Below are 11778 nucleotides of genomic sequence, written 5' to 3' on the forward strand. Positions count from 1 at the left end.
GGACGCGACAAGAAGAGCCGGGGTAAGTTGAAATATCAGCTATAATATTATGACTGAAGAGAATTTAAACAAGCTCTAAGAATGTATACATTTTCTGTCTAGGAAATGAATAGATACTTATAAGAAAAATGAATCATGTTTCGAATTTGGTAATCATCCTGCACAAGAAACGGAAAAAGAATCCGAATAAAAACAAAAAAGAAAGAGCCATGAGTCTACAGTATGATTTGAAAGAAGCACCGGACGTGAGGAAAACTGGAGAACAACAGCCCCTCTACCCGCTTATCGTGACGAATGCTTGCGGCGTGTCAACGAACACTTCGCACAGTATCCCTGCCTCACACGCAAAGACTACAGCTGCCTGACAGGACGAAAGGCAAAACAAGCGGTGGACGACCTGAACCGGCTTATCAAACAGGGAGTGATAGAACGCTACGGGAAGGGCAATCAACCAAGCAATATTATCAGGCTGTATTATCTTATTACACATTCCCCACCTCACTAATATCCATAAAATCAAGAACAACCCACAACTGCGGCTATTTCTTTCAAATTCAGGGTGTCATGTAGGCGGCAGTTCAACTTTGACAAGAGCCAATTCTCAATGTGCTTAACACATTGATGTGTGCTTGCACAATCGAAAATCCGCGAGGCAACTTCATTCAAACTCCTGTTTCCAATGTCGAATCCCGATATTTCAGTACCCAATAATAACGTATATACGGACGCAGTCCAATGCTTGGCTTTATTACAGTTACTATCGGATTACTCATGATTAGTCCGTTTTGTCGTTACTGATACGTTTTCGATTATTTATTATCGTGTCGAAATTCTCGCGCCCCCAGTCTATAAGGTTTTGGACAAGTGGCAACAGCGTCTTGCCGAAATAAGAGACCGAGTACTCGACCCTCGGAGGAACATCGGGATAGAGCTGACGGTCAAGAATACCATCAGTGTATAATTGGCGCAGAACTTGGGAGAGGACTTTCTCTGAGATGGTCGGGATGTTCCGATAAAGCTCATTGAACCGCACAGGCTCATTCTCCGAAACTTTCAGAAGCACCACCAAAGCCCATTTGTTGCCCATCCATTCAAGCATGGGAGCGGCCTTGCAATATTCATAGTCTAATTTTTTTGCCATTTTCTCGATGTCGGAACTTATTGGTTTTGTGCAAAACAAACTTTTCGGTAAGGGTCAAACCAATCGGTAAGTTATTGTTTTACCGCTGATTCTCACCTAATTTTGCGCTGTAAAATTAACAAAAACAATCGAGATATGATACATCCACAACTCCATTTCTCAGGCCAGGTATGGCGACCGCCATACGAAGCCAATTCGCAGCTTCTGCAACTGACCTCTGGTTGCACATGGCACAAATGCAAGTTTTGCAGTCTCTACCACGGCACACCGTTTCGTATGTCGCCACTTTCAGAGGTTGAGGAAGATTTGAAAGTGATACGTCAATGGCAGCCTCGCGCCCGACGGGTTTATCTCACAGGTGCTAACCCATTCGCATTGAGCTACAACAAGTTAGTAGATGTGGCATTGCTGCTCCGCAAGTATCTGCCTCACATGGTATCTTTTGGAATGTTTGCCCGTGTGACCGACATCACGCCAAAATCGGTGGAGGAATTGAAAAATCTCCACCACCTCAAACTCGACAGTATCAATATCGGCATCGAGACAGCCCATGACCCGACACTTGACCGAATGAATAAGGGCTACCGTGCCTCCGATATTTTGGAGCAACTTACCAAACTCGACGAAGCAGGAATACACTACAATGTCTTTTATCTGAATGGACTTGGAGGAAAAGGCAATGGTATGGCAAGCGCAACAGCGACCGCCAATGTGCTGAACCAGCTTCATCCCTGCATCATCAACATTGTATCGCTGACAATCTTCCCGGAATCACAACTATATCAGGAGGTGATTAACGGAACATACGAAGAAGAACCGGAAATTGAGCGTCTTGCGGAGATGCGGACACTTATAGAACGGCTGAAAATAAAGACCAACTTACTCGGCCACCACGTTTCCAATACAGTACCGATAACCGGGGTATTGCCGAATGACAAGGCGGCTATCCTCACGGAATTTGATAAGGCTATCGCATCCTTCCCTGAGAAGGAGTTGAAAGCCTACCGCGACAGGATATGGCATCTGTGACAGACACCTATCCCGTCTTTCAGCCTACTCATTTCGGGTAGGCTCTTTTCGTGATTGAAAAAACTATTGCTGAGATATTCTCCACTTATCATTCAGTGATTCCCTTTCTGCACAATAGCCACAAGGCAAATTTTTCAACACCCCGATTGTATGGTCTAATTCAAACACATATTTCAAAGAAACAATCTTGGCGTCATCATCGCTATGTTCTCTACCACAAAGAAATTGCCACATTCCGTCGTCTTCATCGTGCGAGACAAACAATATCGGTTCTTTGTCATCCACTATATGGGTACAGGTAATCACCGCTGTATTTGGAGTGTCAGAAAAAGGAAAAGACTTTTTTGACTTGTCAACATATTTGCTTATTCCCATAGCCGACAATCCAATGACAAGATATACAGTGGCATATATCAGAAACCATATCTCCTTTATGTCAAAGAATAACCATGTCCCGGCAAGAAAAGCTATTGAGGACACCAACGGAAGATTCCACATCCGACGTATATTTTTGCCGCAGTTGAAACCAAGTATTGCTGAATAGATTGGATTGATGATGAAGAACAGCATTAAGCACAATGCCATGCCGGAACATTCGGAAGAAAGACGTGCTACGGCAAAGGGCAGAACAAACATTACTACTATTGTGACACACAGCCAACAAATATATTTCCTATAACATTGTTCCATAAGGCTCATGGCTTGTAGTTGCGTTTGATTTCATCTATTGGCTTGCCGCCGATACCGAAGTTTTCATCCGGCAATTCTTTGATTGTGACCGTGAAGAACTGCGCTGGGATATTGGTTATCTCAGAGGCTGTTGTTGTCAATCGTTCGATAAGTTCTTTCTTCTGCTCGGAGGTCAATGCTCCGCTTTCTATTGATATGTATGGCATAATTCTAATTTATAAAATACATGAGCCCCAATTGATGACCTGTTGATAAAAAGCCCCAACCGCTCCATTTCCGTTAACGTAAATGACATAATTGCCCATCATTTTATGCTGCGAACTTCACCAAGCGGTTGGAGCGTTTCACACACAAATTCGATAAATACAACTGTGAACTGTGCAAGGATATAATTATCCCGGAAATAAGTCGCAGAAACCCTGTTTGTTGAACTGATAGTACATCTCGATACGCTCCGGCGTGTCGTTTTCAAACAGTATAAGTAGTTCTTTGGCAAATTCAAGTGTCGCAGAGCCGTTGGCTGTCACGATATTGCCATCACTCACAGCTTGAGCATGGACATATCCATCAAAGTTGGTATAACTGTCACCGCCCCATAGTTTCAGTTGTTCCAATCCATTGCCTGTATGCTTTACTGTATTGAGAAATCCATGCTTTGCCATAAACGATGCAGCATTGCAGATTGCGCCGACAATTTTGCCTTTATCAATAGCTCGCCCGACAATAGAAACAACTTTATCAGCCACAGGGGTACTCCATCCGAAACCGCCAATCAGTACGAGTGCCGCATAATCATCGGGCATCGTTTCAAACGAATAATCCGGCACAGTATGGAAACCACCGATGGATTTAACAGCATCCATTGTCGGAGCGACAACCTTGTTGACATACTTCGGATTTTCTTTCAGAGCAAACTCGTCGGAGGCGATAGCCTGTGAAAGATACACCGCCTCATGTGCGGCATAATCAGGTAAAAGAATATACAGAATTTCGTTGTTCATAGACTTCATTATTTTTTCCAGCGTTTGAGATGGGGGAAGAATTGACGCATCATTTCTTTTGCCTGTTCTTGTGTCAAGTTCTGCCCAGACTGCTTGTTTATCTCGTCAGTAAACTGAACGCAGTGGTTAATCATTTGCTCCATAGTCATGGCCTGAGTGAATTTGCCATCCTTATAGCAATAGATGCAGTAATCTTCGTTTTGAGTGCCGTCGGCACTCGTTCCTTTGTTGTCATCGGTCAGCGGCATACCGCAACTTTGGCAGAATTTCGTTTCCATTGTCATTTTCCTTCATGCTCCGATGGAGCGGTTTATAAATACAGAAGCGCTAAGTTTGCAGCAGCGCAAATCGGCATACGCCAATCCGACCACAAAGTTAATCATAATCTTCGATACTCAACAGATTATCAGTATTTTTTGTATTTCCGCGAATCAGATACTGCATAAACCAACTAATAGCCTCCCTTTATATCGCAAAAACATGACAATATATAAAGGTACAAATTCCTCGAAAACTTATACACGCACTTTTAGTTTTTTTTGCTTAGTCAGGAGAATTATTGGGTTTACCTTTGCACCGTGATCACAAAACAAAAAAAACGATTAACTAACTATTAAAAGACAGAAAGAATTATGGCAGTACGTTATGTTGTCAGAAAAAGAAAAGTTGGGTTCGGCACCCAAAAAGTAGAAAAGTATGTAGCACAGAACTTCATCACCAACAACATGAATTTCAAGGAGCTGTGCGAAGAAATCACCAAAATCGGTATGGTGCCCAGCGGTGCAGTGAAGTTTGTGCTCGATGCGTTGATTGACACGCTGAACCTCAATCTGAGAAAAGGAATCTCCATACAGTTGGGAGACTTCGGACAGTTCCGTCCGGGGCTCAGCAGCGAATGCCAGGAAACGGAGAAGGAAACAACGGTGGAACACCCGATCCGGCTGCATAAAATAAGTACATAAATTCATTTAAAACAAGAGGGAACCGATTTTGTAGTCGGTTCCCTCTCTTTTTTCATATCTTCAAGATGGCTTATGAAAGTCATCCGAATCATTTTCTTATTTTCTTTCCGGTTTCGGCAATAGCACTTTACGTGAAAGTTTGAATTTGCCTGTTTTCGGATCAATATCAATCAATTTTACATCAATTTCATCACCTTCTTTAATTCCGGCTTCTTCTACAGTTTCAAGACGCTTCCAGTCAATTTCGGAAATGTGCAGCAAACCGTCTTTGCCCGGCAAGAATTCGATAAACGCACCGTAAGGCATAATAGAACGAACTTTACCTTTGTACACTTCACCTACTTCAGGAACAGCAACGATTGCCTTAATCATGCGCATCGCATCATCAATACATTTCTTGTTTGTTCCGGAAACTTCGATGCACCCCATACCGTCGAGTTCTTCGATAGTAATCACAGCACCAGTTTCTTCCTGCATACCTTGGATAATCTTTCCGCCAGGACCGATCACAGCACCGATGAATTCTTTAGGAATTGTCATCGTTTCGATACGAGGAGCATGTTCTTTCAAGTCAGCACGCGGTTCGGCGATTGTTTCTGTGATTTTATTGAGGATGTGCATACGTCCTTCTTTTGCCTGATTCAAAGCACGCTCCAGAATTTCGTAAGACAGACCGTCCACCTTGATATCCATCTGAGTAGCGGTAATACCGTCTTTAGTTCCGGTCACTTTGAAGTCCATATCACCCAAGTGGTCTTCGTCACCGAGGATATCGGACAATACGGCATATTTCTCTTCCCCCGGATTCTTAATCAATCCCATAGCGATACCTGATACCGGTTTCTTAATCTTCACACCGGCATCCATCAATGCCAATGTTCCGGCACATACGGTAGCCATAGAAGAAGAGCCATTGGATTCGAGGATATCCGAAACCACACGTACTACATACGGATAGTCAGCAGGAATCTGTCCCTTCAAAGCACGCCAAGCCAAGTGACCGTGACCGATTTCACGACGGCCTACCCCACGTTGTGCTTTTGCTTCACCTGTAGAGAAAGGAGGAAAGTTATAATGCAACAGAAAACGTTCTTTTCCGTGTTCCAAAACATTGTCAACAATCTTTTCGTCGAGCTTGGTACCCAGCGTAACAGAAGTCAGTGACTGAGTTTCACCACGAGTAAAGATAGCGGAACCATGAGGACCAGGCAGAGGACCAACCTCACACCAGATAGGACGGATTTCAGTAGTCTTACGACCGTCGAGGCGCTTGCCTTCATCAAGAATAGAACGGCGCATAGCTTCTTTTTCCACATCATGATAGTAACGGTCAATCAAAGGAGCTTTTTCTTCCAGCTCTTCTTCAGAGAACTGGGCTTTGAACTCTTCACAGATAGCGTCGAAAGCTGCAAAGCGCTCATGTTTATTGTTATTTCCCGAAGCGGCAACCGCATATGCTTTGTCGTAACATGCTTCACGGACTGCTTTACGCAAGTCTTCGTCGTTTACTTCGTGGTCATATTCACGTTTCACGGTTTTACCAACCTCTTCAGTCAACTCCATCTGCGCCTTGCAATGAACTTTGATAGCTTCGTGAGCCACCTTCATTGCTTCCAGCAATTCTGCCTCGGATACTTCGTGCATTTCACCTTCTACCATCATGATATTCTCATAAGTAGCGGCTACCATCAAGTCCATATCAGCTTTTTCCAGTTGTTCAAAAGTAGGATTGATAACGAACTGACCGTCGATACGTGCCACACGTACTTCAGAGATAGGTCCGTTGAATGGAATATCTGAAACGGCAAGCGCTGCTGAAGCGGCAAGTCCTGCCAATGCATCCGGCATATCTATACCATCAGCCGAGAAGAGGATGATGTTTACATATACTTCTGCGTGATAATTATCGGGGAATAAAGGACGGAGAGCACGGTCAACGAGACGGCAAGTCAGAATCTCATAATCAGAAGCTCTACCCTCTCTCTTGGTGAAACCACCAGGAAAACGGCCGAATGCCGCGAATTTTTCTTTGTACTCTACCTGTAAAGGCATAAAATCTGTTCCGGGAACTGCATCTTTAGCGGCACAAACAGTAGCTAATAACATGGTGTTTCCCATGCGTAGCATTACAGAACCGTCTGCCTGTTTTGCCAACTTTCCCGTCTCAAGCGTGATGGTTCTTCCATCAGGCAACTCGATCGTCTTAACAATTGGGTTAATCATAAAAATTGTTTTATCTATACTTTTTCTTTCAAAATTCCTGCAAAGATATACATTTATCGTTGTAATCAGGTGGGAATGAGGTAAAAAGTTAGTTACGGACTGATTTTTTTTCAAAATTAGGATGAAGAACCCGGCAAAATGCTTTGACTAATCTCGAAAAGAAGTATATTTGCATCCCGTAAACAACACACTATATGAAAAAAGTTACTTTTGCAGCGCTCGCCGCACTTACTATTACAGCTTGTAGTTCCGGCCCTAAATTCCAGGTGAACGGGGATGTATCGGGAGCCGATGGTAAAATGCTTTATCTCGAGGCTTCCGGTCTGGAAGGTATTGTTCCACTCGATTCGGTCAAACTGAAAGGGGAAGGTACATTCAGTTTCAAACAACCCCGTCCCGAGTCGCCCGAATTTTATCGCTTGCGGGTGGACGACAAAGTTATCAACTTTTCTGTAGACTCTATCGAAACGATTCAGATTAAGGCGCCGTATGTAGATTTCTCTACCACTTATACAGTGGAAGGTTCGGAAAACAGCAACAAGATAAAAGAATTAACACAGAAACAGATCCGCCTTCAAAAAGAGGTGGACGACTTGCTGGCAGCTTTACGCAGCAACAGAATGGGGCATGATGTGTTTGAAGACAGCCTGGCAATATTGCTCAACAATTACAAGGAAGATGTAAAAGTAAACTATATTTTCGCCGCTCCCAACACGGCGGCGGCTTACTTTGCCTTATTCCAGAAGCTCAACAACTACTTGATATTCGACCCGTTGAACAATAAAGATGACGTGAAGTGTTTCGCGGCCGTTGCTACGAGCCTCAACAATACATTCCCGAATGCCGTACGCTCCAAAAACCTTTATAATATTGTAATCAAAGGTATGAAGAATACGCGCCAGCCGCAAGCAAAAGCATTGGAGATTCCCCAGGATAAAATTGTAGAAACCGGCATCATTGACATCGCCCTGCGCGACGTGAAAGGAAACATACGTAAGTTGACCGACCTGAAAGGCAAAGTCGTATTGCTCGACTTCTCCGTATTCCAGTCGCCCGCCGGAGCTCCTCACAACCTGATGCTTCGCGAACTATATAATGCGTACGCTTCACAGGGACTGGAAATCTACCAGGTATCCCTTGATGCAGACGAACACTACTGGAAAACATCGGCAGACAATCTTCCATGGGTATGCGTACGCGATGGAAACGGAGTGTATTCTACAAACGTAGCCGTATATAATGTCCGTCAGGTTCCATCTGTCTTTTTGATTAACCGCAACAACGAATTGAAACTTCGTGGTGAAGATATCAAAGATTTGGAAGCAGCTGTCAAGTCATTGCTTTAAGTTGTTATAATTTAGCATATTTCTTTTAAATATGTTACACAGCATCATTTTTCACTTGACACGTATCACTTAAAAGGCTATCTTTGCAAAGAAATAATGATAAGAGGGTTCCAACATGACTCATGTTGGAATTCTTTTTTGTTTATATGACCATTTAAAACAATTAAAGGAGGAAAACATCATGGCTTATATGTCAGAAGAAGGTTACAAAAAACTGATGGCGGAACTAAAAGAACTGGAAACAGTGGAACGCCCGAAGATCTCTGCGGCAATAGCCGAAGCCAGAGATAAAGGAGACTTGTCGGAAAATGCAGAATACGATGCAGCCAAAGAGGCACAAGGAATGTTGGAAATGCGTATCAACAAACTGAAAACAGTAATCGCAGATGCCAAAATCATTGATGAGTCCAAACTCAAAACTGATTCCGTACAGATTTTAAATAAAGTAGAGCTGAAGAACGTAAAGAATGGAATGAAAATGATTTATACCATCGTTTCTGAAAGCGAAGCTAACCTGAAAGAAGGAAAAATTTCCGTTAACACCCCGATTGCACAAGGTCTGCTTGGCAAGAAGGTAGGTGAAGTAGCAGAAATTACCGTTCCACAGGGTAAAATCGCATTGGAAATAGTAAACATATCGATTTAACAGAAAGGCAGGTCTTCGTATGAGGCTTGCCTTATTTTATCAATACAAGTTATGGCAACAATATTCAGTAGAATCATCGCAGGCGAAATCCCCTGCTACAAGGTAGCGGAAAACGACAAGTTTTTTGCTTTTCTCGATATCAATCCGTTGGTAAAGGGACATACATTGGTAGTGCCCAAACAGGAAGTAGACTATATTTTCGATTTGAGCGATGAAGACTTGGCTGCAATGCATGTATTTGCAAAGAAAGTGGCCCGTGCTATCGAAAAAGCTTTTCCTTGCCGGAAGGTGGGCGAAGCTGTTATCGGACTGGAAGTTCCTCATGCACACATTCATTTGATTCCTATCCAGAAAGAATCGGATATGTTGTTCTCGAATCCGAAGCTGAAATTGTCGGATGAAGAATTCAAGTCGATAGCACAAGCAATCAACTCCTCTCTATAAAACATGATGACGAAATAAGCAAGAGCGTTCTGTGAAGGGCGCTCTTTTTTTATTCCATGCTTTGAAACGAGAAACTTTTGTCACTCTTTGCTCTCGGCTACCTCAACCAAATATACCCCGATACAGATAAAAATGACAGCAAACATCTGCGTCCAACTGAAACGATCCGATCCTGCCCGAGGATAAGGAAAGCAATAATCGCCAAGAAAAATAGTGAAATCATCAATCCCGAATTGCCACTGGAGAAATGATGTTTTTCCATCATAAAAGGTAGATTGAAGATGACAGCCAATACGATATAGGTTATAACTCCATAAAAAAGCATCAATTGCAACAAGCGTTTTACATGCATACCATATTTGCTTGTTCCGACATCTATAGTTGATTGTTCTGAAAACCATCCGCTGTTGTTGTGGGGAATTTGACGGGAAAAATTCCCATCGCCCTAAACCTTAAAAAATAAATTAAGTATGAAAAATTTAAATTTCAGAAAAGGTGATGCAAAAACTGATGTATTTGGTTCAGACAGAATGTCACAACCCGCTCCGGTGGAGAAAATACCTGATAAGACCGACAACTCCTGAAGTCGCTTATCAAATGGTAAAAGACAAAACATTCGCCCAGACTCAACACCGATTGAACTTGGCTACTTTCGTTACCACCTACATGGATGAATATGCCACCAAACTGATGAACGAGACCATCAATATCAATTACATTGATGAAACAGAGTATCCGCGTATCGCAGTGATGAACGGTAAATGCATCAATATCGTAGCCAATTAGTGGAACTCTCTGGAAAACAGGGCAGATGCATTATATTTTGTCTATTAATTAGTCAACTATTATCTATATTTCATTTTCATTATTTATCTTATTATTAATCTATTAATATTTTGTATATTAACTATTTATTTGTATTTTTGTTGTATTGAATTTAAACAAAAATAAACCCTAAAATGAGCTTAATTAGTCTTTGTAAACAACTTGAAGATCCTCGTATTGACCGAAAAAAAGAACACTCTTTGGAAGTCATCGTTTATATAGCCTTGTGTGCTGTAATCTGTGGAAGTGAAAGTTGGAATGAAATAGAACGGTTCGGTATTTGTAAGTTTGACTTCTTTAAACGTCGTTTTCCTGATTTAGTAAAGATCCCAAGTCATGACACTTTCAATCGTTTTTTCAGTTTACTCAAACCCGGTTATTTTGAATTGGTCTTTCGTGATTGGGTATCTGAGCTTTGTGGTAAGTATGAAGGGGTTGTTGCTATAGACGGTAAAATGCTTCGTGGAGCAAGTAAGTGCAGCAAAGACAATCCCTTTGGCAAAAAAGGATTTAAGCTTCATATGGTTAGTGCCTGGGCTGTTTCCAATGGAATCAGTATGGGGCAGGTAAAAGTAGATGATAAAAGCAATGAAATCACTGCTATTCCTTCTCTTATAAAATCTCTGGATTTGCAGGATTGCATAGTGACAATTGATGCTATTGCATGCCAAACAGATATTGCCGAAGTAATAATAGAAAATAATGCAGACTATATTCTGGCATTAAAGGCCAATCAAAAAAACAGGTTAATGGATGTGGAACGCTGGCTAGACGAGATGGATGGTGTTGATATTGATCGGCCGGTATACCGTTCACACTATGGAAAATATGTCACAGAGGAGGTTTCTCATGGGAGAATTGAGACTCGTGAATGTCTGGTTTATAGCCCGGGAAAGATTATGGAATCAATGCTGAAAGATAAATTTGAGGGGGTCAAGTCCATCGTAAGAATTAGTACCGAAAGACTGGAGGTAGCCACTAAAAAACTTTCCGTAGAAAAAAGATATTACATTACTTCACTAGGGCTAAAACCGAAAGAAATTTCAGAGGCTATAAGATCGCATTGGGATATAGAAAACAGGCTACATTGGCAGTTAGACGTATCGTTTAGAGAAGACGCAGGAAGGAAAGTAGGTAATGCTGCGCAAAATTTTTCTTTAATTAATAAGATAGCCCTTTATATCATCAAACAAGATGAAACAAAGGGCAGTGTAGCAGCCAAAAGAAAAAACGCAGGATGGAATGATGAATATTTGTTCAAACTATTAAATAAGATAAAAATATAATGCGTTTGCCCTGCTCTGGAAAAAGAGACTTGGAATACCGGCGCATTGGCTATCGGTTCTTCCGAAGCATGTATGTTGGGTGGTGTAGCCGCTTGGCTGCGCTGGCGTAAGTAACCATTCTATTTTCCGCCTTGACACGCATCGCAACCCAGCATATCTTTGCGGCATAACCAATTACTAACAAA

13 protein-coding genes and 3 pseudogenes are annotated in these 11778 nt (G+C 42.1%); 8 read left to right on the forward strand and 8 right to left on the reverse strand.

Going from position 1 to position 11778, the window contains the following annotated elements; all coding sequences use genetic code 11:
* Positions 1-209 precede the first annotated feature (209 nt).
* Complete coding sequence (locus NSB03_RS18490; RefSeq protein WP_159102162.1) at positions 210-365, forward strand: HU family DNA-binding protein; 156 nt, start codon at positions 210-212, stop codon at positions 363-365.
* 410 nt (positions 366-775) lie between these two features.
* Here the strand turns inward: NSB03_RS18490 and NSB03_RS18495 are convergent, their stop codons facing one another.
* Positions 776-1141: a winged helix-turn-helix transcriptional regulator gene (locus NSB03_RS18495; RefSeq protein ID WP_121767389.1), complete on the reverse strand. Its 366-nt coding sequence runs from the start codon at positions 1139-1141 to the stop codon at positions 776-778.
* Positions 1142-1276: 135 nt separating this feature from the next.
* Between NSB03_RS18495 and NSB03_RS18500 the strand changes: the two genes are divergently transcribed.
* Positions 1277-2170 (forward strand): radical SAM protein, encoded by an 894-nt coding sequence (locus NSB03_RS18500; protein ID WP_024988573.1) that lies wholly within the window; start codon positions 1277-1279, stop codon positions 2168-2170.
* Positions 2171-2233: 63 nt separating this feature from the next.
* Here the strand turns inward: NSB03_RS18500 and NSB03_RS18505 are convergent, their stop codons facing one another.
* The 4 genes from NSB03_RS18505 to NSB03_RS18520 all read right to left on the reverse strand — a co-directional run bounded on the left by NSB03_RS18505 (position 2234) and on the right by NSB03_RS18520 (position 4139).
* On the reverse strand, positions 2234-2806 hold the full coding sequence (locus tag NSB03_RS18505) for a DUF2651 family protein (protein ID WP_024988574.1): 573 nt from the start codon (positions 2804-2806) through the stop codon (positions 2234-2236).
* A 59-nt stretch (positions 2807-2865) separates the two neighbouring features.
* Positions 2866-3066 carry a 4-oxalocrotonate tautomerase DmpI gene (dmpI, locus tag NSB03_RS18510; protein ID WP_024988575.1) on the reverse strand — a complete coding sequence of 67 codons (201 nt, stop codon included), beginning with the start codon at positions 3064-3066 and terminating at the stop codon, positions 2866-2868.
* A 186-nt stretch (positions 3067-3252) separates the two neighbouring features.
* Positions 3253-3861: a DJ-1/PfpI family protein gene (locus NSB03_RS18515; protein ID WP_024988576.1), complete on the reverse strand. Its 609-nt coding sequence runs from the start codon at positions 3859-3861 to the stop codon at positions 3253-3255.
* An 8-nt stretch (positions 3862-3869) separates the two neighbouring features.
* Positions 3870-4139 carry a zinc ribbon domain-containing protein gene (locus NSB03_RS18520; protein WP_024988577.1) on the reverse strand — a complete coding sequence of 90 codons (270 nt, stop codon included), beginning with the start codon at positions 4137-4139 and terminating at the stop codon, positions 3870-3872.
* A gap of 354 nt (positions 4140-4493) precedes the next feature.
* Here NSB03_RS18520 and NSB03_RS18525 point away from each other — a divergent pair, with 354 nt between their 5' ends.
* Positions 4494-4823, forward strand: a complete 330-nt coding sequence (locus NSB03_RS18525; RefSeq protein WP_024988578.1) for an HU family DNA-binding protein — start codon at positions 4494-4496, stop codon at positions 4821-4823.
* A gap of 96 nt (positions 4824-4919) precedes the next feature.
* On the opposite strand, the gene pnp is transcribed toward NSB03_RS18525, so the two are convergent.
* Positions 4920-7046 carry a polyribonucleotide nucleotidyltransferase gene (gene pnp, locus NSB03_RS18530; protein WP_121767386.1) on the reverse strand — a complete coding sequence of 709 codons (2127 nt, stop codon included), beginning with the start codon at positions 7044-7046 and terminating at the stop codon, positions 4920-4922.
* Between the two features lie 194 nt (positions 7047-7240).
* Here pnp and NSB03_RS18535 point away from each other — a divergent pair, with 194 nt between their 5' ends.
* The 3 genes from NSB03_RS18535 to NSB03_RS18545 all read left to right on the forward strand — a co-directional run bounded on the left by NSB03_RS18535 (position 7241) and on the right by NSB03_RS18545 (position 9482).
* Entirely contained in the window at positions 7241-8392 is a 1152-nt protein-coding gene (locus NSB03_RS18535; protein ID WP_024988579.1) for a DUF4369 domain-containing protein, read from the forward strand.
* A 181-nt stretch (positions 8393-8573) separates the two neighbouring features.
* Positions 8574-9038: a transcription elongation factor GreA gene (greA, locus tag NSB03_RS18540; RefSeq protein ID WP_024988580.1), complete on the forward strand. Its 465-nt coding sequence runs from the start codon at positions 8574-8576 to the stop codon at positions 9036-9038.
* 51 nt (positions 9039-9089) lie between these two features.
* Positions 9090-9482, forward strand: coding sequence for an HIT family protein (locus NSB03_RS18545; protein WP_024988581.1), 393 nt, complete (start codon positions 9090-9092; stop codon positions 9480-9482).
* An 80-nt stretch (positions 9483-9562) separates the two neighbouring features.
* Here the strand turns inward: NSB03_RS18545 and NSB03_RS18550 are convergent.
* A pseudogene (locus NSB03_RS18550) lies at positions 9563-9655 on the reverse strand (DMT family transporter); the annotation flags it as partial.
* A 17-nt stretch (positions 9656-9672) separates the two neighbouring features.
* Positions 9673-9870 (reverse strand): annotated as a pseudogene (locus NSB03_RS18555) (MFS transporter); the annotation flags it as partial.
* Between the two features lie 82 nt (positions 9871-9952).
* Between NSB03_RS18555 and NSB03_RS18560 the strand changes: the two are divergent.
* Positions 9953-10265: pseudogene (locus tag NSB03_RS18560) on the forward strand (glutamate decarboxylase); the annotation flags it as partial.
* A 176-nt stretch (positions 10266-10441) separates the two neighbouring features.
* Positions 10442-11593, forward strand: a complete 1152-nt coding sequence (locus NSB03_RS18565; protein WP_024988584.1) for an ISAs1 family transposase — start codon at positions 10442-10444, stop codon at positions 11591-11593.
* Positions 11594-11778 lie beyond the last annotated feature (185 nt).

Origin of the sequence: Bacteroides acidifaciens (assembly GCF_024623065.1) — a bacterium.
GTDB classification, from domain to species: domain Bacteria; phylum Bacteroidota; class Bacteroidia; order Bacteroidales; family Bacteroidaceae; genus Bacteroides; species Bacteroides acidifaciens.

Coding starts and splice junctions, on each gene's coding strand:
- NSB03_RS18495 (WP_121767389.1), bottom strand. CDS start 1,141: ATGGCAAAAAAATTAGACTATGAATATTGCAAGGCCGCTCCCATGCTT.
- NSB03_RS18505 (WP_024988574.1), bottom strand. CDS start 2,806: ATGTTTGTTCTGCCCTTTGCCGTAGCACGTCTTTCTTCCGAATGTTCC.
- NSB03_RS18565 (WP_024988584.1), top strand. CDS start 10,442: ATGAGCTTAATTAGTCTTTGTAAACAACTTGAAGATCCTCGTATTGAC.
- greA (WP_024988580.1), top strand. CDS start 8,574: ATGGCTTATATGTCAGAAGAAGGTTACAAAAAACTGATGGCGGAACTA.
- NSB03_RS18490 (WP_159102162.1), top strand. CDS start 210: ATGAGTCTACAGTATGATTTGAAAGAAGCACCGGACGTGAGGAAAACT.
- NSB03_RS18545 (WP_024988581.1), top strand. CDS start 9,090: ATGGCAACAATATTCAGTAGAATCATCGCAGGCGAAATCCCCTGCTAC.
- NSB03_RS18500 (WP_024988573.1), top strand. CDS start 1,277: ATGATACATCCACAACTCCATTTCTCAGGCCAGGTATGGCGACCGCCA.
- NSB03_RS18535 (WP_024988579.1), top strand. CDS start 7,241: ATGAAAAAAGTTACTTTTGCAGCGCTCGCCGCACTTACTATTACAGCT.
- dmpI (WP_024988575.1), bottom strand. CDS start 3,066: ATGCCATACATATCAATAGAAAGCGGAGCATTGACCTCCGAGCAGAAG.
- NSB03_RS18520 (WP_024988577.1), bottom strand. CDS start 4,139: ATGGAAACGAAATTCTGCCAAAGTTGCGGTATGCCGCTGACCGATGAC.
- NSB03_RS18525 (WP_024988578.1), top strand. CDS start 4,494: ATGGCAGTACGTTATGTTGTCAGAAAAAGAAAAGTTGGGTTCGGCACC.
- NSB03_RS18515 (WP_024988576.1), bottom strand. CDS start 3,861: ATGAACAACGAAATTCTGTATATTCTTTTACCTGATTATGCCGCACAT.
- pnp (WP_121767386.1), bottom strand. CDS start 7,046: ATGATTAACCCAATTGTTAAGACGATCGAGTTGCCTGATGGAAGAACC.